A 20449-nucleotide genomic window follows, 5' to 3' on the forward strand; every position below is an offset into this window, starting at 1 on the left:
CGATGAGCCCCGGACCGAGGACGGTCCGAGGCTCGCCGCAGGTCAGCCGACCTTCTCGAGCACTCCCTCGAGACGCGCGTAGCTGGTCTCCATGCCGTCGGTCATGCCCGTTGCGAGCACCATGTCGCGGGTGTCCTTGTCGGGGTACTCGATGAGGAGCGTGATGAGGGTCGCGCCGTCCTCCTCCTCGAGGCTCAGGTCGTTGAGCGTCGACGGGAAGTCGGTTCCCGTCATGTGCTCGGTCGTCACCGCGCGGCGCGGCGCTTCGGACAGGAGCGTCTCGCCGTCGAAGCCGAACGCCTGGCCGGGAGTTCCGTCGACGGGCTCCCACGCGTAGCGGTAGGTGCCGCCGACGGACGGGTCGATCTCGCACACCGACATGCGCCAGCCGTCGGGACCGAGGAGCCACTGCTGCATGAGCTCGGGCTCCTGATGCGCACGCCACACGAGATCGCGCGGCCCTTCGACGAGACGCGTGATGCGCACGTGGGTGTCGTCGATGATCTCGGTCTGCGTCCCCTTGCCCTCGGAGTACTCGCGCAGGCTCTGCAGCACGCGGTCGAGCTGGTTGAGGGCCATCGTCGACCCCTCGACGGCGCCCATCGCGACGACCTGCTCGAGCGCCTCGGACGAGGTGAAGTACGACGTGTTGGTCAGTTTGGACCCCGAGTCGGTCGACTCGAACGCGAACACGACGCGCATCGACGGCATCCCCTCGGCGGGCTTGCCCAGGTCGTCGACGAACGAGTCGAGCACCGTGAAGCCCCGCGGCTCGTCGATCTCGAGGAACTCCCACGACCCGCCGGCCTTCTCGCCCTTGGGGCTGGTCATGTAGTAGTCGGCGCCGCCGCCTACCGTGAAGTCGAAGCGCGGGAACGTCGCCGGCCAGCCGGGAGGGCCCCAGAAGCGCTCGAGCTGGCTCGGGTCGGTGAACGCCGTCCAGAGGCGCTCGACCGGTGCGGCGAACTCCGCGGTCAGCGTCATGGTGAGCGATTCGGGGTCGGTCGTGACGTCGGTGACAGGCATGTCACTCTCCTTCGGTGGTGGTCGGTTCTTCTTCGGTCTCTTCGGCGAGCAGCGCGTCGAGGCGGTCGACGCGCGAGCGCCACATCGCCTCGAAGCGGTCGAGCAGGGCGCGGGCGCGGGCGATCATGCTCGGATCCGCCCGGACGAGGCGCTCGCGCCCCTCGGCCCGCTTGACGACGAGGCCGGCGGCCTCGAGCACCGCGACGTGCTTCTGCACCGCGGCGAACGACATGTCGTAGTCGCGAGCGAGAGTCGAGACCGACTGCTCCCGCTCGATCGTGCGACGCAGGATGTCCCGCCGCGTCGCCGCGGCGAGTGCGTGGAAGATCCGGTCGATCTCATCGTCTTCGAGCTCCGTTTGTACAACCATTTGGTTGTACGTTAGCTCCGCCGATCAGACGCGTCAAGACCCCGATTAGACTTGGTGCGTCCGGCGCCCGCGATTCCTGGAGCTCAGCCGCATGACCACCTCCTCCTCATCCACGTCTGCGCGCCCCGTCGCCGACACCGTCGAGAACGCCGTCGCGACTCCCGAGCGCGAGCAGCCGTACGCGGCGCTCGGCCTCAAGGCCGACGAGTACGACAAGATCCGCGAGATCCTCGGCCGGCGCCCCACCTCGGGCGAGCTCGCCATGTACTCCGTCATGTGGTCGGAGCACTGCTCGTACAAGTCGTCGAAGATCTACCTCCGGAAGTTCGGCGAGAAGGTCTCCGACGAGATGAGGGAACGGCTCATGGTCGGCATGGGCCAGAACGCCGGCGTCGTCGACATCGGCGAAGGCTGGGCCGTGACGTTCAAGGTCGAGTCGCACAACCACCCGAGCTACATCGAGCCGTTCCAGGGCGCCGCGACGGGCGTCGGCGGCATCGTGCGCGACATCATCTCCATGGGCGCGCGCCCCGTCGCCGTCATGGACCAGCTGCGCTTCGGCGACATCTCCGACCCCGACACGGCGCGCGTCGTGCACGGCGTGGTGTCGGGCATCTCGTTCTACGGCAACTGCCTCGGCCTGCCCAACATCGGCGGCGAGACGGTGTTCGACGCCGTCTACCAGGGCAACCCGCTCGTCAACGCCCTCGCGGTCGGGGTCCTCCGCCACGAAGACCTCAAGCTCGCCAACGCCACCGGCGCCGGCAACAAGGTCGTGCTGTTCGGAGCCCGCACGGGCGGCGACGGCATCGGCGGAGCATCCATCCTCGCCTCCGACACGTTCTCGGAGGGCGGCCCCACCAAGCGCCCCGCCGTCCAGGTGGGCGACCCGTTCGCCGAGAAGGTGCTCATCGAGTGCTGTCTCGAGCTCTACCGCGGCGAGCTCGTCGAGGCGATCCAGGACCTCGGCGCCGCCGGCATCTCGTGCGCGACGAGCGAGCTGGCCGCCAACGGCGGCTCGGGCATGCGCGTCGACCTCGAGAACGTGCTGCTGCGCGACCCCTCGCTCACGCCGGAGGAGATCCTCATGAGCGAGAGCCAGGAGCGCATGATGGCGATCGTCGCGCCCGAGAAGCTGGATGCCTTCCTCGAGGTCGTCGGCAAGTGGGATGTCGAGACGAGCGTGCTCGGCGAGGTGACCGGCGACGGCCGCCTTCAGATCTTCTGGCACGGCGAGGAGATCGTGAACGTCGACCCCTCGACGGTCGCGGTCGACGGCCCCGTCTACGAGCGCCCCGTCGCTTACCCGACGTGGATCGACGCGCTCCACGACGACGCCGCCGCGGCTCTCCCGCGGCCTGTCGACCCCGAGACGCTGCGCGCGCAGTTCACCCAGCTCGTCGCGAGCCCCAACCTCGCCGACGTCGACTGGGTCACCAACCAGTACGACCGCTACGTCATGGGCAACACCGCCCTCTCGTTCCCCGACGACGCCGGCATGGTGCGCGTCGACGAGCACTCGGGCCTCGGCTTCGCGATCGCGACCGACTGCAACAGCCGCTACTGCCAGCTCGACCCCTACGAGGGCGCCAAGCTGGCTCTCGCCGAGGCGTACCGCAACGTCGCCGTGACGGGCGCGATCCCCACGGCCGTCACCGACTGCCTCAACTTCGGCTCGCCGGAGAACCCCGAGGTCATGTGGCAGTTCTCGCAGACCGTCGACGGCCTGTCCGACGGATGCCTCGAACTCGGCATCCCGGTCACGGGCGGCAACGTGAGCTTCTACAACCAGACCGGCGATGTGCCGATCTTCCCGACGCCGGTCATCGGCGTGCTCGGCATCATCGACGACGTGGCCCGCCGCATCCCCTCGGGGTGGCAGGACGAGGGCGAGAACGTCTACCTCCTCGGGGTCACCTCGACCGAGCTCAGCGGGTCGGCGTGGGCCGGCACGATCCACGGCCACCTCGGCGGCCGTCCGCCTGCCGTCGACCTGAGCCACGAGAAGCGCCTCGCCGAGCTGCTGCATGCGGCTTCGCTGCAGTCGCTCGTCTCCAGCGCGCACGACCTGTCGTCGGGTGGCCTCGCGCAGGCCCTGGCCGAGGGCGTCATGCGCTTCGGCGTCGGCGCGCGCGTGTGGCTCACCGAGCTCATCGAGCGCGACGGAGTGGATGCCGCGACTGCCCTGTTCTCGGAGTCGACCGGCCGCGTCATCGTCACGGTGCCGCGCGAGGACGACGTCAAGTTCCGCGGACTGTGCGAGGGCCGGGGCTATCCCGTGCTGCGCATCGGCGTGACCGACGCGCCCGGCGACGGCGACGAGCCCGCGCTGGAGGTGCAGGGCCTGTTCACGGTGCCCCTCGCCGAGCTGCGCGAGCTGTCCAGCGCGACGCTCCCCGCCGTGTTCGGCGCGACTGTCGCCGAGCCGACCGGCACGCAGTGACTCAATGGGGCTCCGCCCCAAACCCCCGGCGCGCTGACGCACGGCCCTAAGCTGGACGCATGGCCGACGACGACGAGTACACCGGATTCCAGGACGCGCGGCAGCGCCGCGTGAAGGTCACCGCGTGGGTCGTCATCATCAGCCTCATCATCGTGGGCGGCGGCGCCACGGTCCTCGCCCTCCTGTTCGGCTGATCCCCAGCGCGCGCGACGCCCGAGAGGGTTAGCATGGCCGCGTGGATCCGCTGTGGGCGTCGATCGCAGAATTGTGGTGGGTCGCGCCGATCGCGGTCGGGGCGGGGGTGTTCGGGATGCTCGGATTGAGACACCAGCGCGCGCTCGACGCGCGCCGGCTCGAGCTCGACGCCGCGCGCCTCGAGCTCCACGACGCCCGCGCTCAGGAGTGGTCCTCGCGCAGCACGCTCAAGCTCGCACGCGCCGAGTTCACCCGCGCGCAGGCCGAGCGGGCGGCATCCCGTGCCACGCCCTCCGACGTCGCGGCCGCCCGACGCGCCCTGCAGTCCGCTCAGCGCGACGTGCGCGCCGCGTCGGCGAACGTGCGCGTCCGCCGCATGCGGGTCAGCGCCGCGCGCTCAGGGCTCGCCGCGACGAGCGACCCCGCGCACCGTCCGCTGACGCGCGTCATGGTCGTGCACGACACGATCAATGCGCGGTGGCTCGCGTACGAGACCGACCCCGCGCGGCTCATCGCCTTTCCGCTCATGAGCGACGGGCGCGTGCCGACGACCGCCGCGTACCTGACGGCGCGCGCGGAGGCGCAGGACCTGCGACCGGGTTCGGCGCAGGCCCGCATCACGCCCGTGCAGTACGTCGCGTACCGCAACGCCGTCGATCGCCTCGGCCACGCCTTCGAGGCTGCCGAGAAGGAGGCGTGGCGCGAGGCCCGCGCATCGGGCATGGCCCCGCCCGAGCCCAAGCCCGAGCCGGCCGCCGCCGCGTGGACGGCCGCGGCCCAGCAGTTCCTCGAGCGGTCGTCTGCGGCGCTCGCCTGGGCGACCGAGAACGCCGCCTGGGTGGCCGCGCGAGTGCAGGATGCCGCGCCCCCGCGCCCGGAGAAGGCCCCCGCGCCATCGGCCGCCCCGAGCCCGCCGCCGCCCTCCGCAGAGCGGCGCGAGCCGGTCTGGCCCGTGCCGTCGCGATCGACGCAGCGCCCGGCATCCTGATCACGGAGCAAACCGTCAGCCGCAGGGGTATCCGACGCGGTTAGCATGACAGAGTGCAGCCGATGTTCGAGTTCATCGGGGGCTACTGGTGGCTGGTCTTCCCGCTGTTCGGCGTGCTGGCCTCGCTCGGGAGCGCCTGGGAGCGCGGCGCGCGGCGGAGACACCGTCGCCGCCTCGAAGTGCTGCACGCGAAGGCCGAGCTGAAGGCCGCCCAGGCCGCTGCACGGGGGCGACCGGTGACAGGTCCGATCCCGCAGCAGGCCGACTCGACGGCGGCGCAGACGACGTCCGTGGCGGCCGCGCCGAGCCAGCTCGAACGGCTGTTCGCGGCGCACGACGACGTCACCGCGCGCTGGCTCGAGTACGAGCTCGACGTCGCGAAGCTCATCGCCTATCCGGCCATGAGCGACGGCCGCCAGCCGCTCACCGCCGCGTTCCTGCGGGCGAGGAAGGTCGCCGACGGCCTGCGCCCCCCGAACGCCAGGACGAAGCTCACGAGCGAACAGCTGTCGGAGTATCGCAACGCCGTGACCGACTACGAGGTCGCGTTCGACGTCGCCGAACGCGACGCCCGCCGCATCAAGGACTCCGGCTTCACCGACGTCGAGCGCAAGCGCCTCGACACGGCCAAGCAGCTCCTGACGGTCGCGATCGATCAGGCCGCGACGCCGGCCGAGCGCCAGCTCGCCTACAAGCGCGTGCGTGAAGAGCTCGACGGCCTCATCTCGCTGTCCGACGAGGCGATCGTCGTGCTCGAGAAGCAGGTCGGGCACGAGCTGACCGCTGGACCGACCGCGACGGGCCCTGAGCCGGCGGCCCCGGCTGCCGAACCGAAGCCTCGGGCGATGCCTGTACCGGAACCCGAGGCGATGCCCGCCCGCCCTTCCGCGGGCGCGAACGCACCGCACGGCACCTGGCCCGTCCCGTCGCGAGGCGCCGACACCGCACCGGGCCGCATCACCCGCCCCAAGCCCCGCCCCTGACCCGAGACGGCCGGCTCACCCGCGGCGTGGTGCGGGTGCGGCATCCCGGGCACCCGCGGCGTGGTGCGGGTGCGGCATCCCGGGCACCCGCATCTTGCCGCGGCCGAACCGAGCGGCTCAGCCCTTGAGTCCGGTGTGCGCGAGCCCCTCCACGAACTGGCGCTGCGCGAGCAGGAACACGATCAGCACGGGCACGACCGTGAGGGTCGTCGCCGCGAGCTGCACGTTCCACATCGGCCCGCCGTAGGCGTCGACGTACTGCGTGAGGGCCTGCGGCAGCGTGAACATGTTCTTGCTCGAGAGGTAGACGATCGGCTCGAGGTAGAGGTTCCAGGACTTCAGGAACGTGAAGATGGCGACGGCCGCGACCGCGGGGCGCGCGAGCGGGAATGCGATGCGCCAGAAGATCCCCCACCGGCCCAGCCCATCGATGCGTCCGGCCTCTTCCAGCTCGACGGGGAGGGCGAGGAAGAACTGCCGCATGATGAAAGTCGCGAGCACGCTGGGTGCGCCGAAGACGGGCACGACGATCAGCGGCCAGTGGGTGTCGATGAGCCCGAGCGCGCTCACGGCGCGGAACAGCGGCACGATCGTGACTTCGCTCGGCACGAGCAGGCCCGTCAGGACGAGCAGGAACAGCGCGTTCGCCCCGGGGAACCGGATGCGCGCGAAGGCGTACCCCGCGACCGAGGAGAACAGGATCGTGCCCGCCGTGACGAGCACGGCGATGTAGAGGCTGTTCAGGTACTGCTGCGCGAACGGCTGCAGGCGGAAGACGTCGAGATACGCGTCGAAGGTCGGCGACTGCGGCCACAGCGTCGGCACGGAGCTGAGGATCTCGCTCATCGGCTTGAGGCTCGAAGTGGCCATCCACCACGTCGGGAAGACGAAGGGGATGCTGACCACGGCGAGCAGCGCGACGATGAGAGCCCGCCCGCGGCGGCGACGACGTCGCTCGACCGACCGCGCCGGGGATGGGGCATCCGGCCCGGCAGCAGGCGAGCCGTCCACGTCTGCCGCCGCGTCGAGCACGTCAGTTCTCATGGAACACCCATCGCTTCCGGGTCTGCCATTGGAGGAGGGTCAGCACGAGCACGATGCCGAAGAGCAGCACGGCGATCGCACTGGCGTAGCCGAAGTCGTTGAACCGGAACGCCTGCTGGAAGAGGTAGTACACGAGCACCGTCGTCGAGGTGCCCGGCCCGCCGCCTGTGAGCACGGCGATCTGCGCGAAGACCTCCAGCGAGCCGACGATCGTGAGGATCGAGACGAGCAGGAGCTCGGGCTGATGAGCGGCACCGTGATGGAGCGGAACCGCCGCCACGCACCGGCACCGTCGAGCCGCGCCGCCTCGTAGAGGTCCTCGGGCACGCCCTGGAGCGCCGCGAGGAACAGGATCATGTTCAGCCCCACGTTCTTGAAGACCTGCACGACGATGACCGAGAGCATCGCCGTCGGTCCGGAGCGCAGCCAGTTCGGGCCGTCGATTCCGAGAAGGTGCAGGAACCCGTTGATGCCGCCGTCGTCCTGCAGCAGGAAGCCCCACACGATCGTCCAGGCCACGAGCGAGACGACGACAGGCGAGAAGAAGATCGTGCGGAACGTCGTCGTGCCGGGCAGCTTCTGATTCAGCAGCACCGCGAGCCCGAGGGCAAGCGAGATGTTCAGCACGACCAGCCCGATCGAGAACCACAGGCTCGCCAGCAGCGAGGAGCGCAGGCCCGGGTCGGCGAGCATGCGCTCGAAGTTGTCGAAGCCTGCGAAGACGAACGAGTTCGCCAGCACGTTCCAGTCGTGCAGCGAGTACCAGAAGACGGCCCCGAGCGGCAGCACGACGAAGACGAGCGCACCGAGCACGACGGGCGCCGTCATGGCGTACCCCGCGATCCAGTCGCGATGCGCTGCCGTGAGCCGGCGCGGGCCGCGGGGGGTGCGCCCCCGCCGACCCACGCCGGCGCCGATCGCGGCCGTCTGCGTCACGTCAGCCCGCCAGCAGCGGCTCGATGGCGTCGCACGTCGAGGCGAGCACGGACTTCACATCGGCGTCGGGCACCCACAGCGCGTCGAGAGACGCCCGCACGGTGTCCTGGATCTTGGCGAAATCGACGTGCGACGGCTTGGTGACGGCATCCTGGATCCCGTCCACGACCACGGCCTGCAGCTGGTCCTCGGAGAGCTTCGGGTTCGCGGCCGCGAGCGTCGCGGCGTTGAGCAGCGACTCGCGCGGCGGCGGGAAATACGCCGCAAGGGTCTCGGCGTTCTCCGGGTCGGTGAAGTACGCCAGGAAGTCGGCCGCCGCCTGCGGGTGCTCACCCGCCGCGAAGACGCCGATCCCCGCCTGTCCGATGACGTTCTGCTGTCCCTCAGGACCCGACGGCAGCGGCACGAGGTCCCACCTGAACGAGTCGTCGAGCGCCGAGGCCCGGCTGATCTGCGTGATCGTCATGGCCGACTCGCCCGCGAAGAAGTCCGCCGTCGTCCCGGGACCGGGCATCGCGGCGTCGGCGAACACCGCGTCGTGGATCCAGGTCATCGCGTCGACCATGGGCTTCTTCGTGAACTCGCACGTCGTGCCGTCCGCGCTCCAGGGCTCGGCCTCCCATCCTCCCCAGATCGTGGCGAGGTTCTCCCAGACCTTGTAGTCGAAGTCGCGGACGACGAGACCCTGCTTCCCGGATGCCGCGGCCGTCGCCGCGGCGATGTCGCGGGCCGCGTCGTATGTCCACTTCCCGTCGGTCACGAGGTCGGCGGGGTTCGGCTGACCGGCCGCGGCGATCTGGTCGGTGTTGACGAAGACGCCGAAGGGGCTGTTGGAGAACGGATAGGCATACAGTCCGTCGTCCTTCTCCCACAGGGCGAGCGAGCTGTCGAGGAGGTCGTCGTACTCGTACCCGTCGGTCGCCTCGAGGGTGGGCTTCACGTCGACGAGGGCTCCGCTCGCGACGAACTGCGGGGCGTAGCTCTCGAGGATCCAGGCGAGATCCGGCGCGTTGTCGCCCGCGAGCTGCGTCGTCAGGGTCGTCGTGTAGTCGGCGAACGGGATCGTCTCGAACGTGACGCTCGAGACCTTCTCGGGATTCTCCGCGACGTAGGCGTCGGCGATCTTCTGGAAGACCGCGAGCTGCGTCGCGTCGGCGGTCCAGACGGTCATGCGGAGGTCGACGGGGCCTGTCGACTCCGACTGGCTGGGCTGCGCGCCGCCGGAGCATCCGGCGAGAAGCAGTCCGGCGGCGGCGGCGATGACGGCCATCGTCGTGCGACGGTGGCGCGCTGAGAAGTGGTGCATGGGATTCCCTTCCTGTGATCGCAAGGTCGCCGCCCCTAGTACGGGTGTGCCTCAGCGGGCCAGCGCAGCTCGAATCCGGCGGAGACGAGCTCGCGCTGGAAGTCCTCGAGGAGCTCCGGGGCGGCGTGGACGGCGTGCGGCGAGCGTCCCGTCGCGAGGCAGTGCGCGGCGAGGTGCCCTGCGGCCTCGCCGACGTTCCACTCGACGGGGTGCAGGCGGTAGCAGCCGTTGGTGATGTGGGTGGTGCCGATGTCCTTGCCCGCCGCAAGGAGGTTCGCGACGCGTCGCGGGATCAGCGCGCCGAGCGGGATCTCGAACGGCGTGGACGCCACGTCGATGTACGTGTCGCCCCCCGTCGAGGGGTGCAGGTCGATGCGGTACATGCCCACGCCGACGCTGTCGTCGTAGCGGGTCGCTCCCCTGCTGCCGCGAACGGCGTACGAGACGTCGTTCTCGGTGATCGTGGTGAGGGCCCGGATGCGGCGCGACTCCCGGTGGTAGGGCGCCTGCGCGAGTCCGTCGTCGGTGCCCATGACATCGGGGCGCAGCCGCAGGCCGGGGAAACCCGTGCCCCCGTCGGCCCGGGGCGCCTCGGTCTGCATCCAGTGCAGCATCGACAGGCTCAGCTGCCGGGCGTCCGCGTACGCCGCCTCCTCCGTCTCGCGGTCGACGTCGAGCACGGGCTGGAGGAAATAGTCGATCGTGGGCCAGTTCACGAGACACAGGTCGCTGTCGTACGCACCGGGCGCGAAGAGGTCGCGCGCCAGGATGCGGCGGAAGACCCACAGGTCGCCGTCGCCGGCGCTCCGGGACTGGTCGGCGTCGACGAGCAGGGGGTCGTCGCCCGGATTCGGGGTGAAGCCCCGGCTCTCGAGCTCGAGCGTGCGGGGATTCGGCGCCTGCCAGGACACGAGCCGCGCTCCCTGCCACGCGTCGGGCGCGTAGTCACGCCAGAAGCCGTAACGCTCCGGCGGATCGATCGTGTGGTCGCCGTCGACGTGCTCGACGACGAAGCACACGCTCAGCGCCTGCACGTTGTCCGGCTGCGCCTCGGCGGGGGCGCTCGGCTCCCCCGTCTCACCCTGCGACTCGAAGCCCGTGACGTACTCCACGCCTGCCAGCGGCAGCACCTCGCCCGTCTCGGTGGCGTCGAGCACATATGCCGCCGCGACGACGGTGTCGCCCGCGCCGACGACCGATGCGAGGGTCACCGAGGTGACCCGGTCCCCGTCGGTCGTCGCGGCGACGGGCCGCACGCGTCGCAGGATCTTGAGCCGGCCCGACGACCGATGCGGCGCGAGCAATTCCTCGATGACGCCGACCGCCACACGGGGCTCGTGGCAGAGCTTCGAGACCCAGCCCGCGCCCGGATTGAGATCCGGACGCCGACGCGCGGCATCCGTCAGGGGGTAGCGTCGCCGGTAGACCTCGCGGATGCCGTCGCGCAGCGCGCGATACCGCGCCGTCGTGCCGAACCGCTCGACCCACGGGTGCTCGTCGGGGGGCACGGCCTGGGAAGTGAGCTGGCCGCCGAGCCAGGGATGCTCCTCGGTCAGCACGACGCACGCGCCGCGGTCGGCCGCGGCGAGCGCGGCCGCGACGCCGCCGAGGCCGCCCCCCACGACCAGAACGTCGCACGAGAGCTCGGCGGCGCTCACGACTGCTCCGCCCGGGGCGGCGCGAGGGTCTGGCCCTCGAAGTCGGGACAGTCGAGCAGCTGGTGCAGATCGTCTGGCGGGACCTGCTCGCGCGGCGCGCCCTGCCGCGGCCGGCTCTCCTCGACGAGGCGCGAGAGCAGCACGAGAGCCCGCGCACCCATCTCCTCGCGCGGGATGACGAAGCCCGACCACGCGTGGCCGCCCGGCCGCCCGTGGTGCGGCTGTCCGAGGACCAGGATCGACAGGTCGTGCGGCACGTCGAGGCCGCGGGCGGTGAGCTCGTCGACCAGCTCCTCGGGGTGCAGCTCGGGGGCGATCAGCACGCCGGTGATGCGGCGCTCGACGATCTCCCGGGCCGTCTCGGCGACGACGTCGCCCGGCACGAACCGTGCCTGCAGGCCGTGGGCCGCCATCCCGGACCGGAAGCCCTGGACGCGGTCGATGCTCGGCTGGTCCGGACCCTGCGGACCCACGTAGGCGATCCGCTCGTGGCCGAGTGCCGCGAGTCTCTCCACCTGACGCGCCGTCGCCCTCACGTAGTCGCCGCCGACGTAGGGCAGCCGCATCCCCTCGCTCCGCCTGCGCCCCACGAACACGAAGGGGTAGTTGGTGTCGAGCAGATGCTGGAGCTCGCTCTGATCCTCCTGCTGTCCGAGCAGCAGGCAGCCGTCCGCGACCCCCAGACGGTGCCAGCCCTCGCGGGTGAGCCGGCGGCGGCCGTCGACGACGCGTGCGCTCGTGAACAGGAGCATGTCGACTCCGAGACCCTCGGCCGCCCGTTCGATGCCGTTCAGGAAGGGGCCGTAGAAGTCACGGCCGCGCGCCGGGAACGTCGTCTCGTACGTGAAGACCCCGAGGATCTGATTCCGGCCGCCGGCGAGCCGCTGGGCCATGGGGTTGGCCATGTATCCCGTGATGCGGATGGCGTCGAGCACCCGCTGCCGCGTCTCCTCGCTGATGCGCACCCCGGCGGGGACGCTGTCGTTGAGCACGAGCGACACGGTCGCCTGGCTCACTCGAGCCAGGGCCGCGACGTCGGCCTGCGTGACGCGGTGATGGAGCACTCGAATCCTCCTCGGTCGGCACGTCGTCGTGCCGATCAGAAGTCTGTGCCGCGGGGCCTCAGCTTGCCAAGGTGATAATGCGCATTATTTTGCGAATGTCGCCGCTTTTCATGTCTATCCGGGCGCCGCGGTTGTCCGCATTATCAGGCGGGCGCGTCGTCGAGCGCGGTGCGTGTCGAGATCCAGCCGTCGATCTGCTCGAACCATCCGAAGAGCCACTCGGCCTGCTCCTCGCGGGCGCTCGGGATGTCGGCCCGCGGCACGCGCCACGCATGCATCGTGATGCGCTTGTCCATCGGCAGGTCGCGCCAGATGTCGCCCATCGTGATGAGCCGGTCCAGGCCCGTGTGGCCGATGAAGACGACGTCGGCGTCGGGCGACGCCTCGAGCGCCGCGTACATGCCGCCCGGCTGCGGCGGCATGACGTGCAGCATCGACTCGGCCCGGTCGGCCAGAGCCGTCCGGCCCGACGCGCGCAGGCGGTCGATTCGAGTGCGACGGCGCGTCGAGGTCATATTGCCGCCCTCGGGGAAGATGACGAAGGCGTCATCGGGGCCGAGCCCGGTGGCGAGGTCGCGGAGGCTCTCCTCGACCCCGTGGCCGCCGCCCTTGGTCTTGCCCCCGAAGCCCGAGGGCACGATGAAGCGCGTCGGGATGCGGCCCAGGAGCACGTCGATCGTCGGATCCCACTGCATCGTGTACTTCAGCACGATGCGCGGCATGCGCTCGACCTCGTTGAGGAGCGTGTGCACGATGATGAACGAGTCGCCGGGACCCGCATGGCGGCTCGCGACGATGAGCGGCGTTCCCGGCCGGAAGAGCTCGTCGAAGGCCGCACGCGCGGCATCCCGATCATCCTCGTCGTCGCCCGCCGTCATGACCATGTCGAGCCTCAGCACCGACCCGAAGACCTCGAACAGGATCTCGAGCGCCCGCGCGCCGATGCGGTAGTGGAGGCGACGGAAGGCGGGGGTGTCCAGCTTCCAGCCGAAGCCCGACCCGATCCACGTCGCGAACAGGATGACCAGGAGCGACGCATCCCAGAGCAGGTACACCGACACGAGCCACAGCACACGGGGCAGCCGGAACCGCCCTGGAACGAGCGAGGTGAGCCCGAGCGCGCCGAGCAGCCACAGCGGGATCGTCAGGACGACCAGAAGCGAGACGACGATCACGAGCGGCGCGATCACGACGCGGCGCACCCAGGTGGGAGGAAGCCTCATTCGGCTGCTCCCTTCTCGGACAGCGGTGGGAAGCCGCGTTCGTAGAGGAAGTCGCGGCTCGCCTCATAGGCGTGGTCGATGCGGAGCTTCACGGTCTCGAGGCGCCGGTAGGCACGGATCGAGTCATCGCCGGCGAGCGCGCCTCCGCTGGGCAGCACGAACAGGTCGACGCCGTCGGGGAGCGTCGCGATGTCGCGGGCGAAGCGGTGGCGGCGCGCGATCTCGAACGCGACGCGTGCCGTGTCGACCGCCGAGCTCGGCGCTTCCAGCGGCGTCTCGACGCGTCCGACCTGGAGGACGAAGATCCGCTGCGCGCGTGCGGTGACGGCCTGCTCGATCGGGATGGAGTTCACGACGCCGCCGTCGATGAAGTGCTCGTCACCGACGCGCGCCGGCGGAAAGAGGCCTGGGACGGCGGCCGACGCGAGGATCGCCGGGATGAGCGGCCCTTCGTCGAACACGTGCTCCGCCGCACGCTCGATGCTCGCGGCGACGACCTGGAGCGGCACGGCGAGGCCCTCGAAGGTCGCGCCCGCCCCGAGGCTCCGCTCCAGCAGCTCCTCGAGCGGCCGCGGCGAGTTGAGGTGCGTCTTGGTCTTCACGAGCCGGGTGAGCTGCATGACGAGCCCGTCGCCGTAGACGGCATTGGCCTCGGGCGAGGCCCACGCGTCGAGCAGCGTGTCGATGACCCCGAGCGTCGGATCCTGCGCGATGAGCGCGCCGTTGATCGCGCCGATCGAGGTGCCCACGACGAGATCGGGATGGATGCCCGCCTCGAACAGTGCCCGGATCATGCCGATCTCGACGGCGCCGCGCACCCCGCCGCCGCCGAGCACGAACGCGGTGGATCCCTGCATCCTGCCTCCCGTCTCCTGCAACCTATTGGCGCGGCGACGACTGGTCAAACGAGGGTCTTGACAGCGGCGCCTGGCCGTTGCATGGTTAGTTAGTCAAGTAAGCAACCAACGAGGTAGGTGCGGTGATCGAAGAAGGCAGGGCGCTCTTCCTGCAGATCGCGGAGAGCGTCGAGGACTCGATCGTCGAGGGGTCCCTCCCCGAAGAGGGCCAGGCACCCTCCACGAACGAGCTCGCGGCCTTCTACCGCATCAACCCCGCCACCGCCGCGAAGGGGATCGCCATGCTCGTCGACAAGGGCGTGCTCTACAAGCGCCGCGGAATCGGCATGTTCGTCGCCGCCGGCGCGCGCGGCGCCCTGCTGCAGGAGCGTCGCGCGGCGTTCGCCGACCGCTACATCTCACCGCTCGTCGGAGAAGCCCGCAAGCTCGGGCTCGGCCCCGACGAGCTCGCCGACCTCGTCCGCTCGCGTGCCGCGTCGGACGAAGCATCCACTCTCCAAGAGAAGGCGTCATGACCACCTCGCCCGACACCGTCATCGAGGTCGAAGGCCTCACGAAGCGCTACCGCTCAACGCTCGCGCTCGACTCCGTCACCCTCTCGATCGAGCGCGACCGCATCTACGGCCTGCTCGGCCGCAACGGCGCCGGTAAGACGACGCTCATGTCGATCCTGACCGCGCAGAACTTCGCGACGAGCGGGCGGGTGAGCGTCTTCGGAGAGCATCCGTACGAGAACGCGCGGGTGCTCCAGCGCCTCTGCTTCGTGCGGGAGAGCCAGAAGTACCCCGACGACGCAAAGCCGACCCACGCGTTCCGCACGGCGCGTCTCTTCTTCCCCCAGTGGGACCAGGAGCTCGCCGAGCGGCTCGTCGACGAGTTCCAGATCCCGCTCGGGACGCGCATCAAGAAGCTCTCCCGCGGGCAGCTGTCGGCCGTCGGGGTCGTCATCGGCCTCGCGTCGCGCGCCGAGGTCACCTTCTTCGACGAGCCCTACCTCGGGCTCGACGCCGTCGCGCGGCAGATCTTCTACGATCGCCTCCTCGAGGACTACACGGAGCATCCGCGCACCGTGATCCTCTCCAGCCACCTCATCGACGAGGTCGCGAACCTCATCGAGAAGGTCGTCGTGATCGACCGCGGGCGCATCGTCATGGACGACGACACGGATGCCGTGCGCGACCGCGCCGCGACGATCGTCGGCGACACCGCCGCCGTCGAGGCGTTCGTCGCGGGCCGCGACGTCGTGCACCGCGAGAGTCTCGGGCGCGTCTCGTCGGTCACCGTGATCGGCGCCCTGACTGACGCGGACCGCCGGGCCCTCGCGGTGGCGGGCCTCGAGGTCGGCCCCGTGTCGCTGCAGCAGCTCATCGTCCGCACGACGCAGCACGCGACCGGCGAACCCGCCTCCACGCAGGAAGGAGCACTCCGATGAACCGCGCGCTCAACGTCGTGCGCATGCAGCTGGTGAACCGCCAGACCTACGTGTGGATGCCGCTCATCATCCTCGGCGGCAGCTTCGTCCTCTCGCTGCTCGTGTACGCCATGATCCCCACCGACGCGCCGAAGTACGGCGGAGGGGCGCAGGCGCCGCTCTGGTACCTCCTCGCGGTCGGCATCCAGGCGCTGACGCTCACCTTCCCGTTCTCCCAGGCCATGAGCGTCACGCGTCGCGACTTCTACGTCGGCACGCTGCTGACCGCGGTGCTCGCGGCGGTCGTGCTCGCCGCGATCTTCGTAGTGGGCGGGTTCGTCGAGCTGGCCACCGGCGGGTGGGGCATGAACGGCTGGTTCTTCTACTTCCCGTGGATCTGGGCGGCGGGACCCCTCGGCGCCGCGTTCTTCTACTCCGTCATGGCGGTGCTGCTGTTCATCGTCGGCTTCTGGTCGGCGACGATCTACAAGCGGTTCGGCGGCACCGTGCTGACGATCGTGCTCGTGGGGCTCGGACTCGCGCTGGTGGGGCTCGTGGCGCTCGTCGGATGGACCGACTCGTGGGTCGCCGTCGCGACGTGGCTCGGCACGGCGGGCGCGATGGGCCTGGCGTGGGCCGGCGCGGCCGGGGCGGTCGTGCTCGCGGGGATCGCGTTCCTCACGCTGCGCCGCACCGTGCCGTAGCCTGCGGGCGGGCCGCAGCCGGGATCGGCTGAGCGCCCGTAGCCGGCTCAGCGCCCGTCGGCCGCCTCGGTGTGATGGCGGATGACCTCGGCCACGACGAAGTTGAACCACTTCTCGGCGAACTCGGGATCGAGGTCGGCATCGAGGGCGAGAGCGCGCAGACGGGCGAGCTGCTGCTCCTCGCGCGCGGGGTCCGAAGGAGGCATCCCGTGCTCGGCCTTGAGCTCGCCGACGCGCTTGGTGGCCTTGAAGCGCTCCGCGAGCATGAAGACGAGGGCTGCGTCGATGTTGTCGATGCTGCCTCGCAGGCGCAGCAGGGTCTGCGTCGGGTCCTCGCCTGTCATGGGTGGTTCCTCCTTGTGCCTCGACCCTATCGCGAGCACCTACGGCCTAGAGTGTGGCCATGACCGATGCCATCGAGGGTGCTCGCCCCCTCTCCGTCGACGCGTCGGCGGGCACGGATGCCGCCGACGCGGCCGTGCCGAACGAGATCATCCCCGCCGTGATCGACGACAGCCCTCAGCCGCAGGTGTGGGCGAACATCGGGCGTCCCTTCGCGACGGGGCTGGTGCTCACGATCGGCGGGCTCGTCGCCATCGGGATCGGCGTCGCCTTCATCAACCTGTCGACGATCGTCTTCTACATCATCATGGCGCTGTTCTTCGCCCTCGCGCTCGACCCTGTCGTCAAGCGGCTCGAGCGGCACGGGATCGCCCGGGCGTGGGGCATCGTCATCGTCTACGGCATCTTCGGCATCATCCTCATCGCGGCGCTCTGGTTCCTCATCCCGGCCCTGTTCACCCAGATGCAGACCGTGATCAAGAACTTGCCCCAGACCATCACCGACGCGGAGAACTCGCAGTTCGCCAAGTGGATGGAGTCCACGTTCGGCACGCAGACGGGCCAGATCCTGGACCAGGTCGAGGCGTTCTTCTCGAATCCGTCGAACCTCGCGGCGATCGGCGGCGGAATCGTCAAGGTCGGCGTCGGCATCGGCCTCGCGATCTCGGGCGGGCTCATCATCCTCGTGCTGAGCCTGTACTTCCTGGGCGGGCTCCCCGCCATGAAGGTCGCCTTCGCGCAGCTCACGCCCGCGCACAGCCGCCCGACCGTGACGAGCCTCACGAACCAGATCACGGACTCGATCGGCGGCTACCTCACGGGCATGGTGATCCTGGCGTTCTTCAACTCGGTCGTCGGCCTCATCCTGCACCTGGTGCTCGGGCTGCCGTTCCCGTTCCTGATGGCCGTCGCGGCGTTCCTCATCACGCTGATCCCGCTCATCGGCTCGGTCTGCTACCTGATCTTCGCGACGGTGATCGCACTGTTCACGAGCCCTGTCGACGCCCTCATCTTCGGCGTCGTGTACCTCATCTACATCCAGATCGAGGCGTACCTCCTGACGCCGCGCGTCATGAACAAGACGGTCTCCGTGCCGGGGGCGCTCGTCGTGATCGGGGCGCTCGTCGGCGGCACGCTGTTCGGGCTGCTGGGTGCGCTCGTCGCCATTCCTGTGACGGCATCCATCCTGCTCATCATCAAGCAGATCTTCATCCCGAGACAGGATGCCAAGACCCGCACGTGAGCCGGCCGCTCAGGTGTACTGGCGGAGCGCCTCTCGCCGCGAGGTGACGCCGAGCTTGCGGTAGATCGCGCGCTGGTGCGTCTTGACGGTGTTGACCGAGACGCCGAGCCGATCGGCGATCTCGATGGTCGTGAGCGTCGTGCGCAGCTGCTCGAACACGTCGCGCTCGCGCTCGGAGAGCATGCCGAGCGCCGAGCCGACTGCACCCGGCCGCAGGCAGGACAGCACGAACTCCTCGTGCCGCGTTCCCCACGCGATGTGCGCGCTCAGCAGTTCGCGCAGCTCGGGGTCGGACTCGCTGAACGGCATGCGCACGAGCTCGGGCTCGGCGATCATGAGCGCCTCCTCGCACAGCTCGTGCGCGGCATCCGGCTGGCCGGAGGTCCAGTGCGAGAGAGCCCGCGTCACGAGCGTCGCGACGCGGATGTACGAGACGGCCGCGTACGGCTGCAGGCGGCGCAGCACCTGCAGCGCCTCGGTGTAGGCCCCGGCGCGGCGGAGGATGCCCGCGACGAGCACCGACATGAGGGGCATGGCAGGCTCGTCCGACAGGGCACGCGCGATCTGGAGCGCACGGTCACGGTGGCCGACGGCCTCCTCGAGCAGCGCGACCGCCATCTGCCGGAGCTTCGGCCACGCGAGTCCTTGTGACTCGACGCGCGGCAGGAACTGCAGCTCGAGCGCGGCGCGCCGGCACTGACGCGGATCGCCGGTCGCTGCCGCGGTGCAGGCGAGGAGAACGCGGGCGAGGTCCGCGAAGGTGCGCCCCGAGCCCCCGAAGGCGATGATCCGCCGGAACTCCTGCTCCGCGCGAATGAGGTCGCCCGACCAATAGGCGACCTTGCCCGCCGCGACGCCGCCGCTGCCCCCGATGTACGCGACCCACGACGACTCGTCGGGCTCCTCGGCGGCGAGGTCGACCAGCAGCGGCCGGACCTCCCGGAACTCGCCCGCCCACGCGAGGGCGTAGGCGAGGCACTCCCGCGACCGCCGAGCGAGACCGCGGTCGCCGATCGCATCTGCCTCGCGCACCGCTGCCTCGAGCGTCTCGATGAGCTGGTCGGGGTTCCCCCGCTGGCGCAGTTCGGTCCAGCCGAGGAGGAAGGTGATCGCCGCGCGTTCCGTCGGGGACGGCGTCTCGGTCAGAAGCCGGGTGCGCACGGCCGCGATCGCGGCGGCGGTGCGCGTGCGGTCGTCGGCGAAGAAGAGCCACGCGAGCTCGAGGGTGCGCTCGACAGCGGGGTCGGCGACCGCGGCGGCCTGCGACCGCTCGAAGAGCTCACGGGCGGCCTTCTGCTCGCCCAGCACGTCGCGGGCGCACGCCCTGACGAGCTGGAGTGCCGGACGCTCGGCGATCGCCGGCGGCAGCGACAGGCACGCGCGATCGACCGAGGCCGCGGAGTTGCCCACGACGAGTCGCACCCACGAGTCGAGGATGACGGATGCCGCGTCCTCCGCCTCGCCGACCTCGAGGTGGTGCGCGACGGCCTCGAGCGGCCGGGCTTCCGCGAGGAGGGTCGCCGCCCTGCGGTGCATCTCGGCGAGGCGCTCGGGGTCCTCCTCGGCGAGGAGTTCGCGGCAGTGGCGCGCGAAGAGGGCGTGCCAGCGGTACTCGACCCCGCCCGACCCTTCGTGCCGGTCGAGGAAGAGACCCAGGCGACGGCACTGCTCCAGCAGCCGAGCGGCATCCTGGCGGCCGGTCAGCTCCGCGGCGAGCCGGGCCGTGAGCGATCCGCACACGGTCGCCTCGACGACGAATCGCGCGAGCTCGGGATCGAGCGCGGAGAGGATGACGTCGCGCACGTACTCGCGCATGAGACCGCCGCCGCGGGCCGAGACGGCGCGCGGCGCCGAACCGCTCAGCAGTGCGAGCCGCACGGCGATGGGCCAGCCGGCCGTGTCGGCGTGCACGGCCGCGGCGTCCGCCGTGCTGCCCATCTCGATCGCGAGATCGTGCACTTCGCGCGCGTCGAAGGCGAGGGTCTCGGCGCCGATCACGGCGTCGGGGTTGCTGAGGATGAAGCGCGGCATGCGCAGTTCGAGCGCGGTCGTGCCGACCAGCACGACGCGCAGGAAGGCCGGCGTGCGGGCGACGAGGCTGCCGAGGAGGCCGGACTCGAGGCTGTGCTGGGCGCGCTGCGCGTCGTCGACGACCAGGACGACGATGTCGACGAGGCCCGCGAGGGCGTCGTCGAGGCGTCGGCGCGGATCGGACTCGGCGTCGTCGATGCCGTACGCGTCGGCGGGAACGACGTGGTCCTGGGGGACGACGGATTCCAGGGCCGCGATGATTGCCTCGTCGACGCCGGCTTCCTCGAGCGGATCGAGGGCGAGCCAGGCGACGAGCTGCGCCGTGCGGTCGGCCCACGCGCTGACGAGCGTGGTCTTGCCGAAGCCGCTCGGTGCCGTGACGAGCGTCACGGGATGATCGGCGACGAGGTCATCGAGCATCCGCACGAGGCCCGCCCGCTCGAGAGTCGAGGGCTGGCGCGCCGGCGGGTGGTGACGCGTCCACGCAGGGGTCGAGAAGGCCCCCGATGGCAGGGTCATCGCGCCCTCCTTCAGCCCTCGCACGCGGCCCCTCGACGGGGCGAGCGTCAGGAGACCGGCGAACGTCGCGGGAGTCCACCCCGAGGGGTGGGCTGCGCTGATCGCG

Annotated in this window: 19 protein-coding genes; 8 read left to right on the plus strand and 11 right to left on the minus strand. The window is 70.5% G+C overall.

What is annotated here, in order from left to right; translation table 11 throughout:
• Positions 1-42 precede the first annotated feature (42 nt).
• A complete protein-coding gene (locus ACH3VR_RS15215) occupies positions 43-1026 on the minus strand; it encodes an SRPBCC family protein (protein WP_397557165.1) in 984 nt (327 codons plus the stop codon).
• A 1-nt stretch (position 1027) separates the two neighbouring features.
• On the minus strand, positions 1028-1396 hold the full coding sequence (locus tag ACH3VR_RS15220; RefSeq protein ID WP_397557166.1) for an ArsR/SmtB family transcription factor: 369 nt from the start codon (positions 1394-1396) through the stop codon (positions 1028-1030).
• A 91-nt stretch (positions 1397-1487) separates the two neighbouring features.
• Here ACH3VR_RS15220 and purL point away from each other — a divergent pair, with 91 nt between their 5' ends.
• The 4 genes from purL (at position 1488) to ACH3VR_RS15240 (ending at position 6005) form a co-directional block, all read left to right on the plus strand.
• Positions 1488-3839, plus strand: coding sequence for a phosphoribosylformylglycinamidine synthase subunit PurL (gene purL / locus ACH3VR_RS15225; protein ID WP_397557167.1), 2352 nt, complete (start codon positions 1488-1490; stop codon positions 3837-3839).
• A 59-nt stretch (positions 3840-3898) separates the two neighbouring features.
• A complete protein-coding gene (locus ACH3VR_RS15230) occupies positions 3899-4033 on the plus strand; it encodes a hypothetical protein (protein WP_397557168.1) in 135 nt (44 codons plus the stop codon).
• A gap of 41 nt (positions 4034-4074) precedes the next feature.
• Positions 4075-5022, plus strand: coding sequence for an efflux RND transporter periplasmic adaptor subunit (locus ACH3VR_RS15235; RefSeq protein WP_397557169.1), 948 nt, complete (start codon positions 4075-4077; stop codon positions 5020-5022).
• Between the two features lie 62 nt (positions 5023-5084).
• A complete protein-coding gene (locus ACH3VR_RS15240) occupies positions 5085-6005 on the plus strand; it encodes a hypothetical protein (protein WP_397557254.1) in 921 nt (306 codons plus the stop codon).
• 117 nt (positions 6006-6122) lie between these two features.
• On the opposite strand, the gene ACH3VR_RS15245 is transcribed toward ACH3VR_RS15240, so the two are convergent.
• The 7 genes from ACH3VR_RS15245 to ACH3VR_RS15275 form a co-directional block, all read right to left on the minus strand.
• Positions 6123-7049, minus strand: a complete 927-nt coding sequence (locus ACH3VR_RS15245; protein WP_397557170.1) for a carbohydrate ABC transporter permease — start codon at positions 7047-7049, stop codon at positions 6123-6125.
• 39 nt (positions 7050-7088) lie between these two features.
• Entirely contained in the window at positions 7089-7985 is an 897-nt protein-coding gene (locus ACH3VR_RS15250) for a carbohydrate ABC transporter permease (RefSeq protein WP_397557171.1), read from the minus strand.
• 1 nt (position 7986) lies between these two features.
• Positions 7987-9291: an extracellular solute-binding protein gene (locus ACH3VR_RS15255; RefSeq protein WP_397557172.1), complete on the minus strand. Its 1305-nt coding sequence runs from the start codon at positions 9289-9291 to the stop codon at positions 7987-7989.
• Positions 9292-9326: 35 nt separating this feature from the next.
• Positions 9327-10949 carry an FAD-dependent oxidoreductase gene (locus tag ACH3VR_RS15260; RefSeq protein ID WP_397557173.1) on the minus strand — a complete coding sequence of 541 codons (1623 nt, stop codon included), beginning with the start codon at positions 10947-10949 and terminating at the stop codon, positions 9327-9329.
• Positions 10946-12013 (minus strand): LacI family DNA-binding transcriptional regulator, encoded by a 1068-nt coding sequence (locus ACH3VR_RS15265; protein ID WP_397557174.1) that lies wholly within the window; start codon positions 12011-12013, stop codon positions 10946-10948. The genes ACH3VR_RS15260 and ACH3VR_RS15265 overlap by 4 nt, the downstream gene beginning before the upstream one ends.
• 143 nt (positions 12014-12156) lie before the next feature.
• Positions 12157-13236 carry a 1-acyl-sn-glycerol-3-phosphate acyltransferase gene (locus ACH3VR_RS15270; protein ID WP_397557175.1) on the minus strand — a complete coding sequence of 360 codons (1080 nt, stop codon included), beginning with the start codon at positions 13234-13236 and terminating at the stop codon, positions 12157-12159.
• Positions 13233-14093: a patatin-like phospholipase family protein gene (locus ACH3VR_RS15275; RefSeq protein WP_397557176.1), complete on the minus strand. Its 861-nt coding sequence runs from the start codon at positions 14091-14093 to the stop codon at positions 13233-13235. Before ACH3VR_RS15275 ends, ACH3VR_RS15270 begins: the two co-directional genes overlap by 4 nt.
• Positions 14094-14215: 122 nt before the next feature.
• On the opposite strand from ACH3VR_RS15275, the gene ACH3VR_RS15280 reads away from it, so the two are divergent.
• From ACH3VR_RS15280 to ACH3VR_RS15290, 3 genes are read left to right on the plus strand one after another with little or no spacing between them, the layout of a single operon-like run.
• Positions 14216-14608, plus strand: coding sequence for a GntR family transcriptional regulator (locus tag ACH3VR_RS15280; protein WP_397557177.1), 393 nt, complete (start codon positions 14216-14218; stop codon positions 14606-14608).
• Complete coding sequence (locus tag ACH3VR_RS15285; protein ID WP_397557178.1) at positions 14605-15525, plus strand: ABC transporter ATP-binding protein; 921 nt, start codon at positions 14605-14607, stop codon at positions 15523-15525. Before ACH3VR_RS15280 ends, ACH3VR_RS15285 begins: the two co-directional genes overlap by 4 nt.
• Positions 15522-16208, plus strand: coding sequence for a hypothetical protein (locus tag ACH3VR_RS15290; RefSeq protein ID WP_397557179.1), 687 nt, complete (start codon positions 15522-15524; stop codon positions 16206-16208). Before ACH3VR_RS15285 ends, ACH3VR_RS15290 begins: the two co-directional genes overlap by 4 nt.
• A 47-nt stretch (positions 16209-16255) precedes the next feature.
• Here ACH3VR_RS15290 and ACH3VR_RS15295 read toward each other — a convergent pair whose 3' ends face one another.
• On the minus strand, positions 16256-16552 hold the full coding sequence (locus ACH3VR_RS15295) for a chorismate mutase (protein WP_397557180.1): 297 nt from the start codon (positions 16550-16552) through the stop codon (positions 16256-16258).
• 59 nt (positions 16553-16611) lie between these two features.
• Between ACH3VR_RS15295 and ACH3VR_RS15300 the strand changes: the two genes are divergently transcribed.
• Positions 16612-17793, plus strand: a complete 1182-nt coding sequence (locus ACH3VR_RS15300) for an AI-2E family transporter (RefSeq protein ID WP_397557181.1) — start codon at positions 16612-16614, stop codon at positions 17791-17793.
• A 9-nt stretch (positions 17794-17802) separates the two neighbouring features.
• Here ACH3VR_RS15300 and ACH3VR_RS15305 read toward each other — a convergent pair whose 3' ends face one another.
• Complete coding sequence (locus ACH3VR_RS15305) at positions 17803-20343, minus strand: helix-turn-helix transcriptional regulator (RefSeq protein ID WP_397557182.1); 2541 nt, start codon at positions 20341-20343, stop codon at positions 17803-17805.
• Positions 20344-20449 lie beyond the last annotated feature (106 nt).

This window comes from Microbacterium alkaliflavum, assembly GCF_044325405.1.
Classification (GTDB): Bacteria; Actinomycetota; Actinomycetes; order Actinomycetales; family Microbacteriaceae; genus Microbacterium; species Microbacterium alkaliflavum.

Coding starts and splice junctions, on each gene's coding strand:
- ACH3VR_RS15290 (WP_397557179.1), top strand. CDS start 15,522: ATGAACCGCGCGCTCAACGTCGTGCGCATGCAGCTGGTGAACCGCCAG.
- ACH3VR_RS15270 (WP_397557175.1), bottom strand. CDS start 13,236: ATGAGGCTTCCTCCCACCTGGGTGCGCCGCGTCGTGATCGCGCCGCTC.
- purL (WP_397557167.1), top strand. CDS start 1,488: ATGACCACCTCCTCCTCATCCACGTCTGCGCGCCCCGTCGCCGACACC.
- ACH3VR_RS15295 (WP_397557180.1), bottom strand. CDS start 16,552: ATGACAGGCGAGGACCCGACGCAGACCCTGCTGCGCCTGCGAGGCAGC.
- ACH3VR_RS15305 (WP_397557182.1), bottom strand. CDS start 20,343: ATGACCCTGCCATCGGGGGCCTTCTCGACCCCTGCGTGGACGCGTCAC.
- ACH3VR_RS15300 (WP_397557181.1), top strand. CDS start 16,612: ATGACCGATGCCATCGAGGGTGCTCGCCCCCTCTCCGTCGACGCGTCG.
- ACH3VR_RS15240 (WP_397557254.1), top strand. CDS start 5,085: ATGTTCGAGTTCATCGGGGGCTACTGGTGGCTGGTCTTCCCGCTGTTC.
- ACH3VR_RS15275 (WP_397557176.1), bottom strand. CDS start 14,093: ATGCAGGGATCCACCGCGTTCGTGCTCGGCGGCGGCGGGGTGCGCGGC.
- ACH3VR_RS15215 (WP_397557165.1), bottom strand. CDS start 1,026: ATGCCTGTCACCGACGTCACGACCGACCCCGAATCGCTCACCATGACG.
- ACH3VR_RS15255 (WP_397557172.1), bottom strand. CDS start 9,291: ATGCACCACTTCTCAGCGCGCCACCGTCGCACGACGATGGCCGTCATC.
- ACH3VR_RS15220 (WP_397557166.1), bottom strand. CDS start 1,396: ATGGTTGTACAAACGGAGCTCGAAGACGATGAGATCGACCGGATCTTC.
- ACH3VR_RS15230 (WP_397557168.1), top strand. CDS start 3,899: ATGGCCGACGACGACGAGTACACCGGATTCCAGGACGCGCGGCAGCGC.
- ACH3VR_RS15285 (WP_397557178.1), top strand. CDS start 14,605: ATGACCACCTCGCCCGACACCGTCATCGAGGTCGAAGGCCTCACGAAG.
- ACH3VR_RS15245 (WP_397557170.1), bottom strand. CDS start 7,049: ATGAGAACTGACGTGCTCGACGCGGCGGCAGACGTGGACGGCTCGCCT.